This is a genomic window from Mucilaginibacter sp. P4_E8 (assembly GCF_056401495.1).
On the sequence record NZ_JBFUJG010000018.1, the window covers coordinates 19,702 to 41,025 of the forward strand.

At 40.5% G+C, this 21,324-nt stretch carries 22 protein-coding genes; 14 read left to right on the forward strand and 8 right to left on the reverse strand.

Annotation, left to right across the window (positions count from 1 at the left end; translation table 11 throughout):
* Positions 1-140: 140 nt before the first annotated feature.
* A complete protein-coding gene (locus AC1DRQ_RS10295; protein WP_477424152.1) occupies positions 141-701 on the reverse strand; it encodes a histidine phosphatase family protein in 561 nt (186 codons plus the stop codon).
* Between the two features lie 105 nt (positions 702-806).
* The gene (locus AC1DRQ_RS10300; protein ID WP_429400119.1) at positions 807-1,088 is read right to left on the reverse strand and encodes an ATP-dependent Clp protease adaptor ClpS; all 282 of its coding nucleotides are present in this window, start codon (positions 1,086-1,088) and stop codon (positions 807-809) included.
* 115 nt (positions 1,089-1,203) lie between these two features.
* On the opposite strand from AC1DRQ_RS10300, the gene AC1DRQ_RS10305 reads away from it, so the two are divergent.
* A complete protein-coding gene (locus AC1DRQ_RS10305; RefSeq protein WP_477424155.1) occupies positions 1,204-2,082 on the forward strand; it encodes a hypothetical protein in 879 nt (292 codons plus the stop codon).
* 110 nt (positions 2,083-2,192) lie between these two features.
* On the opposite strand, the gene AC1DRQ_RS10310 is transcribed toward AC1DRQ_RS10305, so the two are convergent.
* From AC1DRQ_RS10310 to dcd, 4 genes are all read right to left on the reverse strand, one after another.
* Positions 2,193-2,441: a hypothetical protein gene (locus tag AC1DRQ_RS10310; protein ID WP_429400121.1), complete on the reverse strand. Its 249-nt coding sequence runs from the start codon at positions 2,439-2,441 to the stop codon at positions 2,193-2,195.
* A 37-nt stretch (positions 2,442-2,478) separates the two neighbouring features.
* Complete coding sequence (locus tag AC1DRQ_RS10315; protein ID WP_477424157.1) at positions 2,479-4,965, reverse strand: TonB-dependent receptor plug domain-containing protein; 2,487 nt, start codon at positions 4,963-4,965, stop codon at positions 2,479-2,481.
* A gap of 68 nt (positions 4,966-5,033) precedes the next feature.
* Positions 5,034-7,757: a TonB-dependent receptor plug domain-containing protein gene (locus tag AC1DRQ_RS10320; RefSeq protein ID WP_477424159.1), complete on the reverse strand. Its 2,724-nt coding sequence runs from the start codon at positions 7,755-7,757 to the stop codon at positions 5,034-5,036.
* Positions 7,758-7,934: 177 nt separating this feature from the next.
* On the reverse strand, positions 7,935-8,471 hold the full coding sequence (dcd, locus tag AC1DRQ_RS10325; protein ID WP_477424161.1) for a dCTP deaminase: 537 nt from the start codon (positions 8,469-8,471) through the stop codon (positions 7,935-7,937).
* A gap of 216 nt (positions 8,472-8,687) precedes the next feature.
* Here dcd and AC1DRQ_RS10330 point away from each other — a divergent pair, with 216 nt between their 5' ends.
* The 5 genes from AC1DRQ_RS10330 to AC1DRQ_RS10350 are packed head-to-tail and all read left to right on the forward strand — an operon-like array spanning position 8,688 to position 11,731.
* Positions 8,688-9,332 carry a 4'-phosphopantetheinyl transferase family protein gene (locus AC1DRQ_RS10330; RefSeq protein ID WP_477424163.1) on the forward strand — a complete coding sequence of 215 codons (645 nt, stop codon included), beginning with the start codon at positions 8,688-8,690 and terminating at the stop codon, positions 9,330-9,332.
* A complete protein-coding gene (gene lipB, locus AC1DRQ_RS10335; protein ID WP_477424165.1) occupies positions 9,332-10,087 on the forward strand; it encodes a lipoyl(octanoyl) transferase LipB in 756 nt (251 codons plus the stop codon). The genes AC1DRQ_RS10330 and lipB overlap by 1 nt, the downstream gene beginning before the upstream one ends.
* The gene (locus AC1DRQ_RS10340) at positions 10,084-10,803 is read left to right on the forward strand and encodes an SGNH/GDSL hydrolase family protein (RefSeq protein WP_477424167.1); all 720 of its coding nucleotides are present in this window, start codon (positions 10,084-10,086) and stop codon (positions 10,801-10,803) included. Before lipB ends, AC1DRQ_RS10340 begins: the two co-directional genes overlap by 4 nt.
* Before the next feature lie 53 nt (positions 10,804-10,856).
* Complete coding sequence (gene parS / locus AC1DRQ_RS10345) at positions 10,857-11,264, forward strand: type II RES/Xre toxin-antitoxin system antitoxin (RefSeq protein WP_429400128.1); 408 nt, start codon at positions 10,857-10,859, stop codon at positions 11,262-11,264.
* Positions 11,261-11,731 (forward strand): RES family NAD+ phosphorylase, encoded by a 471-nt coding sequence (locus tag AC1DRQ_RS10350; RefSeq protein WP_477424169.1) that lies wholly within the window; start codon positions 11,261-11,263, stop codon positions 11,729-11,731. The genes parS and AC1DRQ_RS10350 overlap by 4 nt, the downstream gene beginning before the upstream one ends.
* A gap of 56 nt (positions 11,732-11,787) precedes the next feature.
* Here the strand turns inward: AC1DRQ_RS10350 and AC1DRQ_RS10355 are convergent, their stop codons facing one another.
* Positions 11,788-13,215, reverse strand: coding sequence for an L-serine ammonia-lyase (locus AC1DRQ_RS10355; RefSeq protein WP_477424171.1), 1,428 nt, complete (start codon positions 13,213-13,215; stop codon positions 11,788-11,790).
* 132 nt (positions 13,216-13,347) lie between these two features.
* Between AC1DRQ_RS10355 and AC1DRQ_RS10360 the strand changes: the two genes are divergently transcribed.
* Both AC1DRQ_RS10360 and AC1DRQ_RS10365 read left to right on the forward strand, forming a co-directional pair.
* On the forward strand, positions 13,348-13,812 hold the full coding sequence (locus AC1DRQ_RS10360) for a DUF5684 domain-containing protein (RefSeq protein WP_477424173.1): 465 nt from the start codon (positions 13,348-13,350) through the stop codon (positions 13,810-13,812).
* Complete coding sequence (locus AC1DRQ_RS10365) at positions 13,812-14,177, forward strand: DUF2752 domain-containing protein (RefSeq protein ID WP_477424175.1); 366 nt, start codon at positions 13,812-13,814, stop codon at positions 14,175-14,177. Before AC1DRQ_RS10360 ends, AC1DRQ_RS10365 begins: the two co-directional genes overlap by 1 nt.
* Here the strand turns inward: AC1DRQ_RS10365 and AC1DRQ_RS10370 are convergent.
* Complete coding sequence (locus tag AC1DRQ_RS10370) at positions 14,159-14,899, reverse strand: RDD family protein (RefSeq protein ID WP_477424176.1); 741 nt, start codon at positions 14,897-14,899, stop codon at positions 14,159-14,161. The genes AC1DRQ_RS10365 and AC1DRQ_RS10370 overlap by 19 nt on opposite strands.
* 44 nt (positions 14,900-14,943) lie before the next feature.
* On the opposite strand from AC1DRQ_RS10370, the gene AC1DRQ_RS10375 reads away from it, so the two are divergent.
* The 6 genes from AC1DRQ_RS10375 to AC1DRQ_RS10400 are packed head-to-tail and all read left to right on the forward strand — an operon-like array spanning position 14,944 to position 21,108.
* Positions 14,944-15,957, forward strand: a complete 1,014-nt coding sequence (locus AC1DRQ_RS10375; RefSeq protein ID WP_429400134.1) for a stage II sporulation protein M — start codon at positions 14,944-14,946, stop codon at positions 15,955-15,957.
* Complete coding sequence (locus AC1DRQ_RS10380; RefSeq protein ID WP_429400135.1) at positions 15,941-16,843, forward strand: hypothetical protein; 903 nt, start codon at positions 15,941-15,943, stop codon at positions 16,841-16,843. Before AC1DRQ_RS10375 ends, AC1DRQ_RS10380 begins: the two co-directional genes overlap by 17 nt.
* Before the next feature lie 2 nt (positions 16,844-16,845).
* On the forward strand, positions 16,846-17,604 hold the full coding sequence (locus AC1DRQ_RS10385; protein WP_477424179.1) for a DUF4129 domain-containing protein: 759 nt from the start codon (positions 16,846-16,848) through the stop codon (positions 17,602-17,604).
* Positions 17,601-18,785, forward strand: a complete 1,185-nt coding sequence (locus AC1DRQ_RS10390; RefSeq protein ID WP_477424181.1) for a DUF4350 domain-containing protein — start codon at positions 17,601-17,603, stop codon at positions 18,783-18,785. The genes AC1DRQ_RS10385 and AC1DRQ_RS10390 overlap by 4 nt, the downstream gene beginning before the upstream one ends.
* The gene (locus tag AC1DRQ_RS10395; RefSeq protein WP_477424183.1) at positions 18,775-19,752 is read left to right on the forward strand and encodes an AAA family ATPase; all 978 of its coding nucleotides are present in this window, start codon (positions 18,775-18,777) and stop codon (positions 19,750-19,752) included. The genes AC1DRQ_RS10390 and AC1DRQ_RS10395 overlap by 11 nt, the downstream gene beginning before the upstream one ends.
* A gap of 9 nt (positions 19,753-19,761) precedes the next feature.
* Positions 19,762-21,108, forward strand: a complete 1,347-nt coding sequence (locus tag AC1DRQ_RS10400) for a DUF58 domain-containing protein (RefSeq protein ID WP_477424184.1) — start codon at positions 19,762-19,764, stop codon at positions 21,106-21,108.
* Positions 21,109-21,324: the final 216 nt, after the last annotated feature.

The window sequence follows — 21,324 nt, forward strand, 5'->3', positions numbered from 1 at the left end:
TAAAAACGTATCCTTTAATCATTAGGAGCCTGCAAAATAGAGTTGTCATGCTGAGCCTGTCGAAGCATGGTGGGCAGGCCTCTACGCGCGATCCTTCGACGAGCTCCGGATGACAAGCTATTTCCTTTCCTTCCTTCTGCTCAAAAACTACAGCCTGCAGCCGGGCTTATTCCTTCTTTATCCATGGTTAAAACTGGCATCCCCTTTTTGTAAGTCACTATCCAGATGCTGTCGAAATCATCATCGGGCCATTGCAGGCCTTTAACACTTAGGCCCAATGCTTTTATGATGGGTCTAATTTTGCTATGCTCCCACACAATAAGTATCGCACCCTTCTTCCCTGTCAGCTCGCTGGTTAGGCCGGCAGCGTCTTCCTCTTCAAAACTGCTATTAATTGTTAAATTATATTTTATAGCAAAAGGCGAAACTGTTTGAAACATACGCCCCCTGGAAGTTGATTTGCCTAAGTGCAAAGCCGGAACATATACATGATCAGGCAGTCCGAATTTGGCTTTTAAAACTTCGGGTAACTTTAAGGCCCGGTTTAAACCCATACAAGAGAGATTATCGCCATCAGCGGGTTTTTCGGCATGACGGATAAAGATCAGTTTAAGGTTTTTACTTTGAGCTGTAGTGGTACAGGTTGCCAGGCAAATTGCAAGTAAAATTAAAACGGGCAATAATGCTATTCTTTTTATCATATTGAATCAGAATTTAAATTCTAATCTCTAAATTCTAATCCCTAAGTTCTAAATTCTAAAACTCACTTATCAAAACTTAAACTCCCCACTCACTACTCACTACTTTTATTCCACACTAACAGTAAGGCCTTCCTGCTGTAGTATTTTACGGTAAATTTCCATTTCGGTAAACGAACCTTCCAGTACCGCACATTTACCTTCATTATGAACCTTCCAGGCTATTTTTTCGGATTGTGCTTCGGAATAATCAAGGTATTTCATCATGCAATGGATCACATGTTCAAAAGTGTTAAAATCATCATTCCATAATATAAGGCGGTGAACTTCTTTAAGTCCTGCCAGTATCTCTTCGAGCGTGAGCGTTTCTTCTTGGGTTTCGGTTGGCATACGTAACTACAAATTTACTTAAAAACAAATAATAAAAGTGTTAAAATTATGTTTAATGGGCTTAAAAATCATGTTACAATACCCCCGATTAAAAAATCCTAAACACCATAAACTCATGAAAAAAGCCCCTAACTGCTTAATTTTAGCAATCACTATTCAACTGTTAGCAATTGGCATAGCCAATGCACAAACAACCAAACCAACTCAAACTACCTTACAGGCACCACCAACCACTATAACTGTTGACGGCGATTTGAAAGACTGGGGCGATAGTCTGCGTTATTACAACGACGAAAAAAAGATTTATTACACACTGGCAAACGATAAAACTACACTTTATGCCGCCATCCGTATTGATGACAGGATGGACCAGATACGCACTTTAAATGCCGGCATTACTTTAGGCATTGATACAAAGGGCAAAAAGAAGGAAAGTTTTTCCCTCACCTTTCCGCTTGCCGACCCCGGATCGGCACCGGAATTTGGAAAACGCGAGAATGAGAAGGGTGAAATTACCAAGGAAGACCGCGACGAACTGATGCGTGAACGCGTAACCAAACTCAGGAACATTAAAGTAGAAGGTTTTAAGGATATTGAAGGCGAGATGATAACCACCTCAAACACTTATGGCATTAAAGCTGCTATTGATTACGATGCTACTGGCAACCTTGTTTATGAAATGGCTATACCACTGCAGTTTTTCCATGTTAATGATGTTACTAAAGGTGAGTGGGCTTTTAATTTTAAAATAAACGGATTACAAAAACCGGCAGGAGCCAGCGCAGCAAGCGGTGAGCACCAGGGTGGCGGTGGTGGTGGCAGAGGCGGTCGTGGTGGCGGTATGGGCGGTGGTGGCGGCATGGGCGGCGGCGGTCGTGGTGGCAGAGGAGGCCGCGGCGGTGGCGGGTTTGGTGCCGGAGGTACCGATGGTGCAGCCCGTAGTGAAATGTCGAAATCTGTTGATTTCTGGGAGAAATTCTATCTGGCTAAATAAATTAAAATTCAAATATCCTTCTGTTTGTACTGGATATTTAATGCATCTGGTATTCCATAAAAAAAGCGGTTTATAAACCGCTTTTTTTATTTTTAATAATATTGTTGCTACTACTTAACTTTCACGGGTATAGGTTCTACATAAAAAAAAGCGCGGCTGTCAACCTCTTTAATATTTACATCCATTGAGCCCGTACCTTTTGTAATTTTAACATTGATGCTGCCATCGGCATTAACTGGTACATTTACAAAATGCTTACTATCAGCCATTGCGGGATTAATACTGCTTTTAATCAGGTTAGCTGTAAGTGCTGCTGCAATTACGGTTAACATTACTTTTGTGTAAAGGTCGGTTTTCATAATTATTGTTTTTTCTTCTTTTTAAATTGTCATATCATCACTCCACCTTATAATTATAAACCTGATATCCTAATTTACCGCCATTATCAATACCTTGTACTACCACGCGGTACGAACCTTTACCATCGGCATTAAAATATTCAAATGACGCTTTACCATCCTTACCGGTTATAACATCGGGGTTCCAGTAAACGGTTGAGCGCGCATCTCTGCTATTTGCAGGTTGCGGTTTGTCATAATTCGGTGAGTAAAACTGCCTTGATTTATAAAAGCCTTTAAAACGATAAGTGATTAGTCCCAGGGCGGCTTTACGTAAACTGTTGCTCTCTCTTCCAGTTTTTCGGGTAATAATTAATGCTCCGTTTGGCGCTCCGGTGCCATAAATAGCTAAATGGCTGGCACTATTTAATACTTCAATACTGTAAATATCATCGGGTGACAGTTCATTAAGATATGTTGCATCCAATTGCATCCCATCAACAAAAACAGCCATTGGGGTATTACCGCTATTTATACTTCTGTTCATGGCCCGCCTGCTAAAAGGCAGCCCGTTTATAAATGTTACCCCATTCAGTTTCCCTGCAAGACAATCAGCAAGATTGGTACAAGCTACTATTGCGCTGCCCATTAAAACCTGGTCAGCATTACCACTTCCATTTAAATTGGTTGAGTATAATTTTTCTATAGTTTTTGCCCCTTCACTTTTTAATTTACCTTTAATTTTAACCTCCTGAAGCCTGATAATACCAAGTGTATCAAGCCCGGCATTTTCACGCAATACATCCTTTATTTTCTGAGGCATATTTTCAGACTCATAACTATTTAATTTACTTTGTTCAACCTGCGGATAGGTTGGCTCTATAATACGCAGGGAAACATTTCTTTTATCCTTAGCGTCGCGTGCGCTAATTACTACTTTAGCAGTATCAGGCAAATCAACATTTTTTAACTTAAAATCACCATTAGCATCGGTCAGTGTATCTATAGCCGCATTATATTTAATGGATATCAGCCTTACTTTGCCCCCTGCCACAGGTCTTTCCCAGGATGATCTTACCGTTCCGTTTATTTCTAATGAACCCTGAGGCTGAAAGGCCAGACCGGCATTTTGCTTACCCAATATTTTTTTCCACTCAAACCTGCGATATCCCTGCGTAAGCATCAATGCGTCAAGATCAGCATCGGTTTGCTCACTAATATTGGTAAAATAATAGTTAGGCATTTCAATATAACCTTTCAGATCTGATGTTAATAGCAAGTCGCTTAGTATGGTATTTTCTGCATTTTCGTCCACTGGCAATCTTGAATCATTTGTTACCGCTACAGAATAGGTGCCAATGCTTGTTTTATTTTCCTCATCATCCGCACTCAGGTCAAATTTTACCTTTTCTCTTTTTGTATAGGTTTTTTTTGCCGATGTAAGCGCAAGCTTTAGCTGATCAGCATGACGGATAAATACTACCCGCTCATTCAACGGTTCGCCAGAACCAGAGAATAWGGTGAATTGTACAATACCCGTAGGGAAGTGGGTTTTAGATATTCGCGTAGTAAAAACCGGACTTTCCAGTTTACCTTCTGTAGTATAGCATACATTTCCGGCTGATTGGGCCACTAAATAAAACTTGGAATTTTGTTTGGTGGCAAACAATTTACCGTTGGCTGCAATTTTCACTAAAACGCTATCGCCCATGTTGCCGTTTACAGCCAAGGTAAAACCTTCTTCCTGCGCCTTTGGTAAATCAACTGTATACGCTGCCCCGTTAGCGCCGGTTATTTTTGCTTTATAGGTTTTGCCGGGCTGGGGAATAAGCGCAAAAACACCCATGCCCAGATGTTGCGTTTCAAAACCCGCTGCCTCATTGCCTTCGTTATCAACTACGGTTCCTTTAACATCTGTGCCCGATCCATTTTTGCTCACTACTTTTATGGCTACTTTTGATCTTACCCCGGTTACCAGGTCGCCTCCCTCCGGGAAAAACCGTATATCTGTTCCGTCAGTAGTTACTGTAGTTAAAGCGGTTGCAGTTGGCTTCGCGCCTTTTTTACTTACTTTTTTAGTACTGGCAGTAACTGCCGATAACGGACCTATCCTAACGGGCTGATCAAAAAAGTAATCGGCACCCGCATTGCGCATATAATTGGTATATGACCTTACATGGTAATCGCCGGGTTCATAGGTATCCGGAATAACAAAGTCAGCATTGGCAAGTCCCGCGTCTAATTGTAAAACCAGGCGCGATACAACAGAATCACTTTCGTTAATGAGTTCAGCATATAATACACCACTTAGTGCCGAAAGTTTATGATTCTCGCCCAAAACAGTATATGCTTTAAACCAAATGGTATCACCCGGTGCATAATAAGGCTTATCAAGGTGCAGGTAAACTTTTTCTACAGGATTTGCCTCAGCCTGTTTGGTAAGCGTACTAACTGTACGGATCAATAATGAAGTATCGTTTTGTGAATATGCAGGTTTATAAATAAAAAGTAGTGATAAAAGAGTTAGAAGGACGCTAAATTTCATAATGGTTTAGGTAATTAAGCCCTAATATATCATATTAACTATATATTATATATATCGATAAGAAAATATTATTCTACCTTATACTTATAAACCTGCTGGCCCAAATTACCATCCGCATCTATCCCTTCAATAACAACCCGGTATGTTCCTTTGCCATCGGCATTAAAGAAAGATAAGGATGCATTACCCTCTTTATCGGTAATAACATTGGGCCGCCAGTATATGGTCGACCGCAGATCCTGCATCTGCGTGTTTGTTTTAGGATCATCGTACTGAGGCGAATAAAACTCACGTGCTTTGTAATACCCCTTGGGCGAATAAGTCACTATCCCTGGCGCGTACCGGTTATAAACAGAACCTTCATCGCCCCTTTTGGTGGTGATCACCAATAAACCGTTTCCTCCGCGGGAACCATATATTGCCGTGTTACCTATCGTACGTAAAACTTCAATACTTGCAACATCAGTAGTGTTTATGCTGTTTAAAAAGTCTGAATCTACATAAACCCCGTCAATCACCACCTGCATGGCGCCGCCACCACGGGTAGAATAGGGAACATTTCCACGAAACATTACTCCTAAAAGCCTGCCCTGTAATATAATAGGGAGCGAAATATTACCCATATTTTCAAGATCCTTATAAGTAAGTATCTGATCGGCATTGCCTGGCCCGTTCAAGTTGGCAGAATGTTTTACAGCTACTGTCCTGGTATCTTTAATAACTACTTCTTTTAACAATATGGTATGGTTACCGATCCCGTATTTTACCTGCTCACTAAACAACTTTTTACTGTTTTGCAGGTATGGCGACAGCCCATCATTAATGTTCACCTGTATATCGGGCGCATTCTTATTTTTTCCTACAGATTGGGGTGCGATGTTATCCAATTCAATTTCCAGGTTTTTACGGTCCTTTGCCGTACGGGCCTGAACAACAAATTTTATACTATCTCTAAAAATCAAATTATTGAAGGTAAACTTACCCTGGGCGTCTGATACGGTATCTAAAATAAACGTTCCTCCTGATGTTGTAAACAAGGTTATTTTACCATTTGCAACAGGCTTGCCTCCAAATGTTTTTAAATGACCTGATATTGCCAATGTTTTTTCAGGCTGATAAACTATAGGGGCAAAAGAATCATTTATAAGCGGTTTCCACTCAAAGCGGCGATAGCCTTGCGTTAACATCAGTACATCAAGATCGGCCTTTGTTTTTGCATTATCATTGGCAAAATAATAACCTGGTTTTTCAACATAACCTTTCAGATCAGAACTGAGCAGTATGTTCGAGAGAATGCTTTCTTCGGCTGTTTCATCAACCGGCACTTTTGACAGGTCTGTAACCGCGGCCGAAAAGCTGCCAATAATGGGCTTATCATCCTTATTTTTAGCATTGAGGCTAATGGTCACCTTTTCGCGCGCACCGTATTTTTGTTTATCACCAGCTACAGTAAGCTTAAGCTGGTCGGAGTTCTGAATAAATACCAAACGCTCATTCAAGGGTTCGCCCTTTGCCGAAAACAAGGTGAACTGTATAATACCTGATGGGAACTTGCTTTTTGGAATAACGGAGGTGAACGTTTTACCGCCATCGGCACTATTACCCGCATAGTAAATTTCGCCGCCGCTCTGTGCTACCAGCAGGAGGCCGTCCGTAGGTGTCGCGCTGTTTAATAAACCTGCTCCAGGTAATATTTTAACCGTAAGATCATCATCTTTTGAATTATTAATACTTAAAACATAAGCGTTATCGGTAGCTTTAGGTAAATCAAAATTACCTTCAGAGCCATCTTCATAAATAATGTGAGCTTTGTAAGTTTTACCGCTTTCGGGTTTTAAATCAAACACCCCCATACCCAGGTGGGCACTACCCAATGCAGTAACTACCTGATTTTGACCATCAACAATATTACCTTTTATATTTACACCCAAACCGTCGGCACCAACGGCTTTAAAAGCAACTTTTGAATTAATACCATTTACCAGATTACCGCTCTCCGGGAAAAACTGTACGTCTATTTTGTTTGATACCGCCTTTATGGGCACTACCTTTGTTACTATTTTTTTATCGGCAAGTTTAATATTGGCAATAATAAAGCCCGATGCCGCCGCATTGTTGGTTGAATTAATAAAAGCTACATCCAGGTTACCTTTATCATTGGTTATCCCTTTGCCTTTAAAAACAGTTTTACCATTAAGCCCAACACGGTAGCTTACTTCATTACCAACATAAGGCATACCGCTTAAATCGGTATAGTTAATAACTGTATTTACCTTTTGCTTTCCATTTTGATTACTGTAAGTATAACTGGTTTTAGTAAAAACGGTATTATTTATACCGTTAACTATAGTGATGGCTTTATCAAAAAAATAAGCCTCGCCGGCGTTGCGCATCCAGTTGGTGTAGGCCCTTATACGGTAATTACCCTCCTGCATGGTATCGGGTAGTGCAAAATCGCCGTATGCCAGGCCGCTTGATAAAGGGAGTTTAATGCTGCGCTTTACAGAATCATTTTCATCAATCAGGTCAACGTTCAATATATCGCTAAAAGCCGATAGCTGATGTTTGCTGCCTATGGTTACATAAGCTTTAAACCAAATATCATCACCAATTGCATAATAGGGTTTATCGAGGTGCAGGTAAACTTTTTCCTGCGGCTGCAGGGCGCGCCATTTATAAAGCTGATCTACTAATTTACCTAACAGCTCATCTCCCGGACCGGTAAATCCAAGAACTACTGTTACAATTACAGTTATAAGTAAGCCAAGCGATATTTTTTTGTATTTCATCATTTTAAATAAAATTCAATTTACACAAAATATCTTGCAGGCGATGAATTGTGAGGTTATAGGTTTTATATAAGGTTAAATATTATAGTGCTGTAAATTAGGCGTTTTAAACCAGATACGTTGTATAATCTCAGACTTAGACAAGGCCCTGCCTCAAAGGTTTAATTTTATAAAAAAATATTAAAACTTATTCTTCCACATCATACTTTCAACCGGGCGTGTGGTGGGATTATTGTATTTGGCGTTGCTTTTTGTGTTGTACATGGTTTCAATATCACCTTCAACAACAAAATAAATGAGCTGTCCGATGGGCATACCCGCATAAATACGAACAGGCTGGGCACATGAAATTTCAAGGGTCCAGGTATTACAAAAGCCTACATCGCCTTTGCCGGCTGTGGCATGTATATCAATACCCAAACGGCCGGTGCTTGATTTTCCTTCCAGGAATGGTACATGGCTGTGTGTTTCGGTGTATTCCATGGTAACCCCCAGGTAAAGTGTATTGGGCTGCAGTACAAAACCCTCCTTTGGTATCTCAAAGCCATCAATCTCGTTGTGAAGCTTGGCATCCAGAACCCTATCGCGGTAAGTGGCAAGGTGCTTGCCTAAATGTACATCGTACGAGTTGGTGCCCAGGCATTCGCGATTAAAGGGTTCAATAATAATATGGCCTTTTTCAATTTCTTCGAGAATGCGCTTGTCTGATAATATCATGGTAGGGCCTAAATTATAATTAATTAAAACAATAGGCAATATGTAGTTTCAAGTAATTAGTATCGAGTATCAAGATTTTAATGACAGAATATAAAACCTAAATTGATCGTCTTGATACGTGATACTAACTACTTGATACCAATTACTATATACTAAAATATTTTAATTAAATTTATTTGACATAAGTTTGTCACCTATTTTGCAACTTTACTTATTATGGCTATAGCATACAGGCAGCGGATTGATGACGATACCGAATTTGCGCTCTGGAAAATTGAAGAAGAGGCTGACGACCTGTATAAACAACTACAACTTGATGATGATGAGAAGGCTTATGTTGAAAAACTGAGCAACGGTAAGCGCCACCTGCACTGGCTGGGCACACGGGTTTTACTGCGTAAAATGCTACGTACTGATGAGTATATTGATTGCAAGGTCGACTCGCATGGCAAACCTTACCTGGTAAACCTTCCCTATCATATATCATTAAGCCACTCGTTTGATTATGCCGCGGTAATGATCAGCAAAACGCATAAAGTGGGGATTGATATTGAGCAAATAAAACAAAAGGTTGAGCGTATTGCCAATAAATTTATGCGCCCCGAGGAACTTGCCTTTATTGATCAGCAGCAAAAAATTGAGCAATTATATGTTTGCTGGTGCGCCAAAGAAGCAGTATATAAATGCAATGGCGAAAAAGAGGTATCATTTGCTGATAATATTTTTTTAGACCCTTTTAATTTTGAAACTCCCGGTAAGCTCAATGCTCATCTTCATAAAAAAGGAACCAGTCTTGACTATAATGTAGGCTACCTGCAATATGAAGATTATATGATTGGTTATGTAAAGGGTTCAATGTAATGAAAAACAAAAAAGTATTTTTCCAGGATTGGGGATTGGTTGATTACCAGCAAGCCTGGGACAAACAGGAAGAGCTGTTTGCCGCTTCGGTAAAAACCAAATTGAATAACCGGAACACCGAGCTGGCTTATGAAGCAGCTGCAAAAACGTTGGTACCTGCAGACGCTTATGAGCCTTTTGTGCCCGATGAAGTTTTTAACTACCTGGTATTTTGCGAACATCCGCATGTATACACACTGGGTAAAAGCGGCAAACCCGAACATTTGCTGCTTGATGAAAACGGATTAAAAGAAAAGGGGGCTGTATATTATACTATTAACCGCGGCGGTGATATTACCTATCATGGTCCGGGACAAATTGTATCATACCCGATACTGGACCTCGACAATTTTTTTACCGATATACACCTGTACCTGCGTACACTGGAAGAAGCTATTATATTAACCCTTGCCGACTATGGCTTAAAAGCAGGTCGCTACCCCGGCTATACCGGTGTTTGGTTTGATGCCGATAATGAAAATGCCCGTAAAATATGTGCTCTGGGTGTACGCTGCAGTCGCTGGGTTACTATGCACGGACTGGCTTTTAATGTGAATACCGACCTCGATTATTTTAATAACATTGTTCCCTGCGGTATTGACGACAAGGCGGTAACCTCCATGCAAAAAGAACTGGGCAGCGTAGTTGATATTAATGAAGTTAAAAAAATCTTAAAACATCATATTTCCGTATTGTTTGGTATGGAAATGTTATGATGAAAGCATTATTTTTAATTTTATTCCCGATAAGCGCCCTAACAGCATGTACAAAACAAAACGACGCTATGCCGCCAAATAATTCTACATCAAAGCCTGTTGCATCAGTAATCGATACATTAAGCTACCTGGCCCTCGGCGATTCCTATACCATTGGTCAATCAGTACCGGCACCGGAATCATTTCCGTACCTGCTTACCGGGCAATTACCAGGGCATAAAATAACCGAACCGACCATAATAGCAAAAACCGGGTGGACAACAGATCAGTTAATATCAGCCATAGACGCAAGCGGCATTAATGATAAAACCTATGATATAGTAACATTACTTATTGGGGTAAATGATCAGTACGGTGGTGGCAGCCAGGCTAACTATCGTATAAAATTTGTACAGGTTTTAAACACGGCCATTAAGTTTGCCAAAGGCGATAAGAATCATGTTTTTGTATTATCGATACCTGATTATGGCGTAACCCCATTCGCCCATGGCCAGGAAGCTCATATAGGTCCCGAAATAGACCAGTTTAATGATATTAACAGGGATGAAAGCGCCAAAGCTGGTGTTAATTATATTGATATAACTCCCATATCAAAACTGGCTGCAAATAATCTATCCCTCTTAGCCAATGATGGCCTTCATCCATCTGCTACCATGTACCAGATGTGGGTTGAAAAACTTAAACCAGTTATTTTAGGCGAGTTGGAAAAGAAATAATTTGCAATTATGGGACAATTGTCGTAAATTTATTGACAATTAGCAAAGCAATCATGAGTACGCCAAAGCCATACAAATTTATTGATGACGATGATATAAACCTAACCAACATGGTAAGAGAAGGTGTGTCATTTACATATCTCAATAAACTTTCAGATCATATACATTTGGGGATAGATGAATGGGCCTCATACCTTCATCTTTCTGAGCGAACCATTCAGCGTTATAAAAAGGAGAAAAAAACCTTTGATCCTATTTACTCAGAGAAAATTGTTTTGATCGAACTATTATATAAAAAGGGTATCGAGGTTTTTGGCGATGAAGAAAAATTTTATGCCTGGATGGATTTTAAAAGTATTCCGCTCGGTGGCGTAAAACCAAAAGAGCTTTTGGATACTTCTTTTGGCATCAGCATGATCCGCGATGAACTGGGCCGTATTGAGCATGGCATATTAGCATGATCGTTTATCGGCTCAGCAAACAATCCTATATTCATGATCTATCCGGCCGGGGTGCCGAAATAAACGGGGGCCGCTGGAACAGCAAAGGTGTGCCTGTTGTATACACGGCCGCATCACGTGCATTAGCCGTTTTGGAAGTGGCAGTACACACACCGCTCGGTATTATACCTACCGATTATTTTATGGCCACAATTGAACTAAGAGATGAAAATAACCTGGAAGCTATTGATATAGCTGATCTACCCCCTAACTGGAACAGCAATCCTATAATAAAAGCCACTCAGTTAATAGGCGATAAATTTGCAAAAATCAATCGTCACTTAGCTTTGCAGGTTCCTTCAGCAATCGTTCCGGGTGATTTCAATTACCTGATAAATCCGATGCATCCGGATTCCAAAACGGTGAAGATCATCAGGACGGAATCTTTTGAGTTTGATATGAGGTTGTTTAAGCAAAAGGCTATTTAGCAACCCGGTAGCTGATAAAGCTAATCAAATTTACTCCCCTTTACGGGGCCGGGGGGCTAACACTCAGGCAAGCTAATAGGTATGTTAATAGCCAACCCCCCATCTGATGTTTCCTTGTATTTGGAGTTCATATCCAGGGCGGTTTGCCACATGGTTTTTACTACGGCGTCTAAGCTTACTTTAGCTTTTTCGGGATTACTTTGCAGGGCCAGCTGTGATGCAGTTATTGCCTTAATAGCGCCCATGGTATTGCGCTCAATGCAAGGGATCTGCACAAGCCCCCCTATAGGGTCACAGGTTAAACCTAAGTGATGCTCCATGGCTATTTCGGCCGCCATTAAAACCTGCCTTTGTGTACCGCCCATACACTCCGTTAGGGCAGCCGCAGCCATTGCTGATGATACCCCGATCTCGGCCTGGCAACCACCCATAGCTGCCGATATGGTCGCCCCTTTTTTAAATATACTTCCTATCTCTGAAGCGGTAAATAAAAACTGCATGATCTTTTGGTCGCTATCACCATCACAAAATGCAATATAGTATTGCAGTACTGCCGGTATAACACCCGCGGCTCCATTTGTAGGCGCGGTAACCACCCTGCCAAATGAGGCATTTTCTTCATTTACAGCCAGTGCAAAACAACTAACCCAATCCAATATATTTTTAAATCCATCGCCGGTTTGTCGTATGGCAGCCACCCATTCCTCGTAATTGGTATAGCTGTTATTGCCAATTAATTTACTATTTAATTTAAAAGCACGCCTGGCTACATTTAATCCGCCCGGCAATTGCCCGGTGGTATGACAGCCACGATAAATACACTCCTTTATGGCCTTAAAAATATTTGAAACGCCCTGCCGGGTTTCCTGCTCGGTACGCCAGGCCAGCTCATTCTCCATCACTACTTCTGATATTTTAAGGCCGGTTTTAATGCACCAGTGCAACAGATCGGCAGCGGTATCAGTAGGGAATGGCAGGTCAACCTCTTGTTTGGTTTGGCCCGAACTGCCCTCCTTTACCACAAAGCCACCACCAATGGAGTAAAAAGTATCAGAAACCGCCTTGCCATTATTTAAAAATGCCTGGAAGGTTACCGCATTGGGATGAAAGGGCAAGCTTTCATTAAACAAAAATAGCAGATCATCCACTACAGAAAAATCAATTTCCTGTGTGCCTGCAAGCAGTAATTTATGTGTATTGGTAATAGCCGCAATTTTAGGTACTATCTGGTCAACCTCAAAGGTTACAGGATCATCACCACTTAAACCCAACAGTATGGCAATATCGGTACCATGTCCCCTGCCGGTTTTGGCCAATGAGCCATACAACAATATCTTTACCTGCTCAACCAGCGATAATATGCCCTGCTGTTCCAGCCCTTCAGCAAACTGTTGCGCCGCCCGCCAGGGGCCAAGTGTGTGTGAACTTGACGGCCCTATGCCAATCTTGAACATATCAAATACAGAAATTTGCTCTCTTTGCATCAGGTCAAAATTAAGGATAAAATATTATTCCGGCTTTGTAATAAAAATGATATGTTTTTAAACTTTTACTCAAATATTTTATAATTTGCAGTAATAAACCACACTAAACCACTTACTTAAACCAAAAAACAAATGGAAAACTATGATCCTTCTTCGGCAGCTTCTGCTGGTGTGTTCTTTGCAATATTCATGGCCTGCCTTATTCCGGCTTTAATTATTGGAGTTATCTCCATAATTGGCATGTGGAAAGTATTTGAAAAAGCTGGCAAACCCGGCTGGGCTGCTATTATCCCAATTTACAACCATATTATATTGCTTGAAATTGTTGGAAAACCAATATGGTGGATATTTTTATTTTTAGTACCATGCGTAAATATCATTTATGCAGTATGGACCACCAACTTATTAAGTAAGAGCTTTGGTCAAAGTGAAGGATTTACTATTGGTTTGTTATTGTTACCATTTGTATTCTTCCCGGTTTTGGGTTTTGGTAACTATCAATACCTGGGACCATCAGCCCAGGAAGCGGGAGGTTTTAAACCATTTGATCCATCAACCAATTATAAAGACCCTTCTGGTAATCCGCCGCAGGCTTAATGCTATCAAATTATATCACTTTACAAATATTTTGCAGCCAGTTGGGCTTTATCCACTGGCTGCAAAATCATTTAATCCCATGTCCGTTTAAATATCTTACCGGCATTGATTGCCCTGGCTGTGGTTTCCAGCGTTCCCTGCTGGCACTTTTACAGGGCGATATCCAAAAAAGTTTTTCCCTATACCCCCCTGCTATCCCGCTGCTTTTATTTTTCGCCTATGGTATTACCGATAAGTATTTAAAGCTGGATACGCCCAAGTTCGTTGTAAAAAAAACTTTGTTTATAATAACAGGCGGCATAGTATTAGTGAGCTATGGCATTAAAATGTGGGCATTGTATACTCATTATAAAACATCGGCCTGAGCTATGATGTGGCTGTAATCCTTTATAATAGTTTGTAAAAACAACATATCGTTCATTTCGGGAGGGGGAGTTACACCTAAAAGATCCTTGATGCGTTGCGCCATATTATAAACCAACACGTTGTTACGGCTTTTTATATAATTATTTATTACTTCGCCTATCAGTTCAATATCCTGCTCACTTAGCCTTGCTGCAGCCGAAAAAACAGGCTGATAATCATCTGCCTCAGGTTTAAAAGTAATATTGTTCATTTTGGTACGCGGATTGGTCCTGATCAGGGTTGTACCGGCTACCATGTCACCAACGCGCTGTGCATTATCTGATACCGCAATACATATCAATCCGCATAAATTGCCGGTTAAAGAAAAATCAACTATCCTGAATAACCAGCGCAGCAAATACTGCCCAAAACGGGGCCGGGTTCCGTCAAGGCTTATTACTTTTATTTTCATTATACGCTTGCCAACACTTTGCCCGTTCATGGCTATTTCACACACCAGATCATAAAACACAAATAGCACCGCATAAATTATTAAAAGCACCCCAATAAAAACTTCCGAGCTTGATGAACGGCCTATTACCCCCATAGTGATCAGGGCAGCAATAAGTATGACCACAAATAACCCTATATCAATTAAATAAGCAACAATGCGTTCTCCCAAACCTGCTACCTCGTAGTCAATATCAATATTTTGTGTGGTGGTTATCTTAATAGTTTGCATACAATCAAATATAAAATCTAAATATGTCTTTTTAGTTGATATATATGTCTTTTGTAATTATTTTAACGGAATATTTAAACCCATCGCAATTCATGCGCGAACCTCTTTTTGTAAAACAAAACTCCCAAAAGTGGAGCAGCTTTGAGCAATCGCCAACAGATGATCCCGATGAGCTTGCAGATCGTTTTATTCAAATTACCGACGATCTGGCATATTCAAAAACGTTTTATCCGAAATCAAAAACCACAGCATATTTAAATGGCCTGGCCGCTGGTCTGCACCAGTCTATCTACAAAAACAAAAGCGAAAAAAGCAACCGGTTCCTAACCTTCTGGAAATACGAACTACCATTGTTGTTTAAAACCTATCAAAAACAATTGCTTTACGCTTTTTTATTTTTTACTGTTTTTTGTCTGATAGGCGCCTTGTCGGCAAAATATGACGAAAACTTTGTACGCCTTATTCTTGGTGATAGCTATGTGGATATGACCAATGCTAATATTCTTAAAGGCGATCCTTTCGGCGTTTATAAAACAAGTGGTGAGGCAGCTATGTTCTTTTCAATAGCAGCCAATAATATTTTTGTTTCGCTGGTAACATTTGTAAGCGGTATTATATTCACTGTAGGCTCTGTTTATTATTTGTTCCGCAATGGGTTAATGCTCGGTTCGTTCCAATACTACTTTTTCAGCAAGGGCTTGGGTATAAAATCAATCCTGGTGGTTTGGATACATGGCACTTTAGAAATTTCATCTATCATCATAGCGGGCGCAGCCGGCATTATTTTAGGCAACAGCCTTTTGTTCCCCAAAACATATAAACGCGTGGTTTCATTAAAAAAGGGGGCCAAAGATGGCATGAAAGTAGCTATTGGCATTGTTCCCATTTTAATTGTAGCCGCATTTTTTGAAGGCTTTGTAACCAGGCATACCGAAATGCCGGTGTGGCTTAGCATCACTATTTTAGCGTCATCACTATTGTTCATTATATGGTATGTAATTATATACCCAAACAAAATTTATAAAAATAACCAAACCCATCATGCAACCAAAAGTTGAATTAGCCAGGATCCGCGATTTTGGCGAAATTATAAATGACACCTTTTTATTTGTAAAGCAGAATTTTAAACCCTTACTAAAGTACTTTTTTATTTTCTGCGGCTTTTTTGTAATCGGCGGTGTGATCAGCGCAAGCCTGCTGCAATTAAAAATGACCAACGCTATGACTAACCTCAGTAGCGGTACTTATAATAGCATGGAGTACAAGCCATCTGTTTGGAGCTTTTTTGGCATAGAGTATTTTTTCACCATTATTTTCGCGCTGTTTAGCTTTGTAACTATTCAGGTTACTGTTTTAAGTTATATCGCCTTATATAAAGAAAAAGAAAAACAGGTGCCTACCACCGAAGAAATGTGGGGCTATATTAAATACTATTACCTGCGGGTACTTGGCAGTACGATATTACTTAACTTTCTTTTAGGCTTTGCCTTTTTGTTTTGCCTGGTTCCCGGTTTTTACCTCGCTCCTATTTTTGCATTAGTATTTCCTATTATGGTGATGGAGAACTCCAGTTTCGGTTATGCTTTTAGTCGCTGCTTTTTTCTAATCAAAGAAAACTGGTGGGTAACTTTTGGTACGCTCATAGTGATATGGATAATTTTTTATGTGTGCATGATGGTAATTACCATTCCTGCAAGCATGATCAATGTGGTAAGTTTACTCCTGCATCCACAAAAAGGATTTTCTTCTCTTTCTGTACCGGCAGCAATAATCACAGCGGTACTGCAGCACCTTTGCCAGATATTCACCATACTACCCATAACCACACTGTGTTTATGCTATTTTAATTTAACAGAAAGCAAGGATGGTACGAGCTTATTAGACAGAATAGATAAGCTGGGTACAACAAACCCTGATTCTGATTTACCTGTTGAAGAATATTAACTATGCTGCGCTTGCTGTTTTCTATCATTTTTGCACTATTTGTTCATATAAGCAACGGAACTGTTCCGCCTAAACTGACTAAAGCGGTAAAGCATCCTTTAACGCTTAAAATGGATAGCACTGAGGTAAATGTGCGTCATTTGGATAGCGCTGCCATAAAAGCTTATAGCAAACTGCCCGAATTTCAATATAAAGATGATATAAAAACAGCGCCATCCTGGTGGACCCGCTTCTGGAACTGGTTCTGGAGCTTGTTTAAACCAATAAATTTCGGCAAGTATAACCTAAGTCCTTTTCTGAAAGCATTAATATATTTTTTAAAATACCTTTTTATTATAGCAGGGCTGGCAGCTGTAGTTTTTTTGGTGCTTAAATTAGTGGGGATAGATATGCTTCATATTTTCAGGCGTAAATCAATGACCGCTAACTTGCCATACTCCGAGTCGTTAGAGAACATACATGATATAAACTTCGATAGCGAAATAGAAAAGGCCGTAGCCCAGCACAATTACCGTTTGGCGGTACGGTTGCTTTACTTAAGATGCTTAAAACAACTAAGCGATGCCGAGCTGATCAAATGGCAAATTGATAAAACAAACAGTGCCTATATCAATGAACTTAGCAACCAGGAGCAACGCAAGGTTTTTAAAACCCTCACCCTGCAATTTGAATATGTATGGTATGGCGAGTTTGCAATTGATGCACCTGTTTTTAAAAATATAAACACATTGTTCCAGGATTTTAACAAGGGCATAGCATGAAAGATTTTAAAATCTATATCACTATTGCCAGCTTGTTAATGATAGGTTACCTGGTGGCTCAATACAATAAACCCAGCCCGGTTAACTGGCAATCTACCTTGTACCGAAATGATAAGATCCCCTTTGGTACCTATATCTTATATAACCAGTTAAAACAATTATATCCCGGGGCACAGGTAGTTAATACCAACAAATCGGTTTATAATGTTTTTCATAACGATAACCTGCAACAGGGCAACTACATCATCATCGCAAAAAAAATAAGCCTCAACAAGTTTGATTTTGATGAAATGCTGAAATATATCAAGGCGGGCAACTCGGTGTTCATGTCGGCTTTTGAATGGCAGGGCCATCTGGCCGATTCTTTAAAAATTGAAACCCGTGCAGAATATGCTAAAAGAAACGTATCGCTCAACTTTACCAACAGCCGGTTAAAAGCTCCCAATAGTTATGTTTTTAACCGTGATGTTGCAAACCAATATTTTGCCTCGCTTGATACTGCCAGGGCCACTGTTATAGGTAAAAACTATGCCGATCATTGTACTTTTTTAAGCTATAAATTTGGCAAAGGCACGCTGTACCTTTGTGCTACCCCTGCTGTTTTTACCAATTATAGCCTGTTAACCAAACAAGGTGGCGATTATGCCGAAAAGGCATTATCCTATATGCCTGGCGCTAAATATATTTACTGGGATCAATATCAAAATGGCGATATCCCGGAGGATATATCGCCATTGCGCGTATTTTTCAGCAATCCAAGTTTGCAGTGGGCTTATTACCTGAGTCTTTTCAGTATGGTAGTTTTTATAATTTACGAGGTAAAACGCCGCCAGCGCATCATCCCGGTAATTGAACCTTTACAAAATTCAACTTTGGAGTTTGTTACCGTTGTGGGTCAGGTTTATTATGAAAAACGTAATAATGCTAATATTGCCCACAAAAAAGTACTCTTTCTTTTAGAACACATCAGAAACCACTACCGGTTAAAAACCAATAAGCTTGATCATGAATTTATAGATACGCTATCTAAAAAAACAGGTATCGACAGTCAGTTTGCTACTAACCTTGTTAATGCTATTAATTATATCAGCGTTCAGCAACAGGTAACCGACTGGGAATTAATTAACCTTAATAAACTTATAGAAAAATTTTACAGCCAATCCGGATATAATGGAAAATGAGAATTTTGAACAAAGAACCGATCTGAGTAAACTCAGTACCGCGGTTGATCAAATTAAACAAACCCTTGCCAAAATTATTGTAGGTCAGCATGAATCTATCGACCTACTGATAGCCGGTATATTGGCCGATGGGCATATACTGATTGAGGGAGTGCCAGGCGTAGCCAAAACGCTTACCGCCAAGCTTATTTCAAAGGCTATTGACGCCCGTTACTCGCGTATTCAATTTACTCCCGACCTTATGCCTTCGGATATATTGGGTACGTCGGTATTTAATCCTAAAAGCACGGAGTTTGARTTTAAGCAGGGACCCATTTTTGGTAACATTATACTCATAGATGAAATTAACCGCGCGCCTGCCAAAACCCAGTCGGCTTTGTTTGAGGTGATGGAAGAACGCCAGGTTACTATTGACGGGCATACCTATAAAATGCAGGAGCCTTTTACGGTACTGGCCACCCAGAACCCCATGGAGCAGGAAGGCACCTATCGTCTGCCCGAGGCCCAGCTGGACAGGTTTCTATTTAAAATAGAGATCAAATATCCATCGCTTGAAGAAGAAATAGCCATTATAACCCAGCAACATCAGCAAAAAACAACCGACCAGTTGAGCCATGTTCAACCGGTTCTGTCTGCGGCTGATGTTATAGCATTACGCCAGCAAGTAAGGGCGCTGCACGTGGAGGCCAAGCTACTGGAGTTTACCGCTAAGATCATTTACGAAAGCCGTAACCATAAATCATTATATCTTGGTGGTTCGCCGCGCGCGTCATTGGCTATGATCAATGCAGCAAAAGCCCTGGCCGCCATTAAAGGGCGTGATTTTGTTACTCCCGAGGATATCATATATGTAGCAGCGCCTGTTTTAAGGCACCGCATTATGCTTACGCCCGATAAGGAAATGGAAGGTGTGAGCCCTGATGATGTAGTGGCGCAAATTATACAGAAAATTGAAGTACCACGATAATATACCTGCGTGAAAAATATTATCAGCCTGTTTTATAGAAACCTTTTTTTAACTAACCGCCTGTTCAGCTGTTTGGCCGGCAGCGTGGTATTGTTTGTATTGTCTTTCTTTTTTCCGTGGATGGGCATCATCCCTGAGCTGGTATTTTGGGCACTGGTAGTATTGATCATTATTGATATGATCATGTTGTACAAAACTTCAAAAGGGGTGTTTGCCAAACGACATGCCCCTGAACGGCTGAGCAACAGCGATAATAACGAGCTTGGTGTATATATCGAAAACTGGTACACGTTTAATATAAGCGTGGGTATTATTGATGAGATCCCTTTCCAGTTTCAGAAGCGCGATGTTTGGTTTAAAACAAATTTAGGGCCCCGCGAGCGTAAACTAATTAATTACATGCTGCGGCCAACCAAGCGTGGTGAATACGAGTTTGGCGATATCAGGGTATATGTTAAATCGCCATTAGGGTTAATCAGGCGGCGTTATAATTTTAGTCAGGCCGAAACACTGCCGGTGTATCCTTCTTTTTTGCAGATGCGCAAATATGAGCTAATGGCTATCTCCAACCGCTTAACGGATATCGGTATAAAAAAAATACGACGGATTGGGCACAGCCTTGAATTTGAGCAGGTAAAAACCTACGTTGCCGGCGATGATTACCGTACCATTAACTGGAAAGCCACCGCCAGGCAGGGCAACTTAATGGTAAACTCCTATACCGACGAAAAATCACAGCATGTGTATTGTGTAATTGATAAATCAAGGGCCATGAAAATGCCTTTTGAAGGTTTAAGCCTGCTTGATTATGCCATAAATGCCAGCCTGGTGCTATCAAACGTGGCTTTGTTAAAAGAGGATAAAGCAGGCTTGATCACGGTATCAGAAAAGTTAGGAGCCGTAGTACCGGCAGACCGGCGTCCGGCACATCTGAATAAAATACTGGAGGTTTTATACAAAGAAAAAACGCGATATCTGGAAACCAACATGGAGCTGCTTTACAGCACCATACGTAAAATAATTAAACAGCGCAGCCTGGTTGTTTTTTTTACCAATTACGAAAGCCTGAACGCGTTGGAAAGGCAACTACCTTTCCTGAAAAGGATAGCGAAATATCACCTGTTGTTGGTCGTGTTTTTTGAAAACACTGAATTGAAGAAACTAAGTGAACAACCCGCCGACGATGTAGAGGGCATCTACATAAAAACTATTGCCGAAAAGTTTGCTTATGATAAAAAGCTTATTGTGAAAGAGCTGGCAAAACATGGCATACAATCTATTTTAAGCGCGCCGCAAAACCTTACCATCAATACTATTAATCGTTACCTGGAAATTAAGGCTAAGCAGAAGCTTTAATTTGTTTAGCAGGAAAAGTAGGCTGTCATGCTGAGCTTGTCGAAGCATGGTGGGTAGGCCTCTCCGCGCGATCCTTCGACAAGCTCAGGATGACAGGCCCTTGTTTAATGCATGACTCACAAATAGATCCTTCGTTCCTCAGGATGACAAGGTAGCGAAATGAATCTTAAGATGATGGTCAAAAAGATCTTGATTCTTGACTCTAAATTTCCTGGC

Bases quoted from the DNA above. Each gene is read 5' to 3' on its own strand.
- AC1DRQ_RS10295 (WP_477424152.1), bottom strand. From the start codon at position 701: ATGATAAAAAGAATAGCATTATTGCCCGTTTTAATTTTACTTGCAATT.
- AC1DRQ_RS10300 (WP_429400119.1), bottom strand. From the start codon at position 1,088: ATGCCAACCGAAACCCAAGAAGAAACGCTCACGCTCGAAGAGATACTG.
- AC1DRQ_RS10305 (WP_477424155.1), top strand. From the start codon at position 1,204: ATGAAAAAAGCCCCTAACTGCTTAATTTTAGCAATCACTATTCAACTG.
- AC1DRQ_RS10310 (WP_429400121.1), bottom strand. From the start codon at position 2,441: ATGAAAACCGACCTTTACACAAAAGTAATGTTAACCGTAATTGCAGCA.
- AC1DRQ_RS10320 (WP_477424159.1), bottom strand. From the start codon at position 7,757: ATGATGAAATACAAAAAAATATCGCTTGGCTTACTTATAACTGTAATT.
- dcd (WP_477424161.1), bottom strand. From the start codon at position 8,471: ATGATATTATCAGACAAGCGCATTCTCGAAGAAATTGAAAAAGGCCAT.
- AC1DRQ_RS10330 (WP_477424163.1), top strand. From the start codon at position 8,688: ATGGCTATAGCATACAGGCAGCGGATTGATGACGATACCGAATTTGCG.
- lipB (WP_477424165.1), top strand. From the start codon at position 9,332: ATGAAAAACAAAAAAGTATTTTTCCAGGATTGGGGATTGGTTGATTAC.
- AC1DRQ_RS10340 (WP_477424167.1), top strand. From the start codon at position 10,084: ATGATGAAAGCATTATTTTTAATTTTATTCCCGATAAGCGCCCTAACA.
- parS (WP_429400128.1), top strand. From the start codon at position 10,857: ATGAGTACGCCAAAGCCATACAAATTTATTGATGACGATGATATAAAC.
- AC1DRQ_RS10350 (WP_477424169.1), top strand. From the start codon at position 11,261: ATGATCGTTTATCGGCTCAGCAAACAATCCTATATTCATGATCTATCC.
- AC1DRQ_RS10355 (WP_477424171.1), bottom strand. From the start codon at position 13,215: ATGCAAAGAGAGCAAATTTCTGTATTTGATATGTTCAAGATTGGCATA.
- AC1DRQ_RS10360 (WP_477424173.1), top strand. From the start codon at position 13,348: ATGGAAAACTATGATCCTTCTTCGGCAGCTTCTGCTGGTGTGTTCTTT.
- AC1DRQ_RS10365 (WP_477424175.1), top strand. From the start codon at position 13,812: ATGCTATCAAATTATATCACTTTACAAATATTTTGCAGCCAGTTGGGC.
- AC1DRQ_RS10370 (WP_477424176.1), bottom strand. From the start codon at position 14,899: ATGCAAACTATTAAGATAACCACCACACAAAATATTGATATTGACTAC.
- AC1DRQ_RS10375 (WP_429400134.1), top strand. From the start codon at position 14,944: ATGTCTTTTGTAATTATTTTAACGGAATATTTAAACCCATCGCAATTC.
- AC1DRQ_RS10380 (WP_429400135.1), top strand. From the start codon at position 15,941: ATGCAACCAAAAGTTGAATTAGCCAGGATCCGCGATTTTGGCGAAATT.
- AC1DRQ_RS10385 (WP_477424179.1), top strand. From the start codon at position 16,846: ATGCTGCGCTTGCTGTTTTCTATCATTTTTGCACTATTTGTTCATATA.
- AC1DRQ_RS10390 (WP_477424181.1), top strand. From the start codon at position 17,601: ATGAAAGATTTTAAAATCTATATCACTATTGCCAGCTTGTTAATGATA.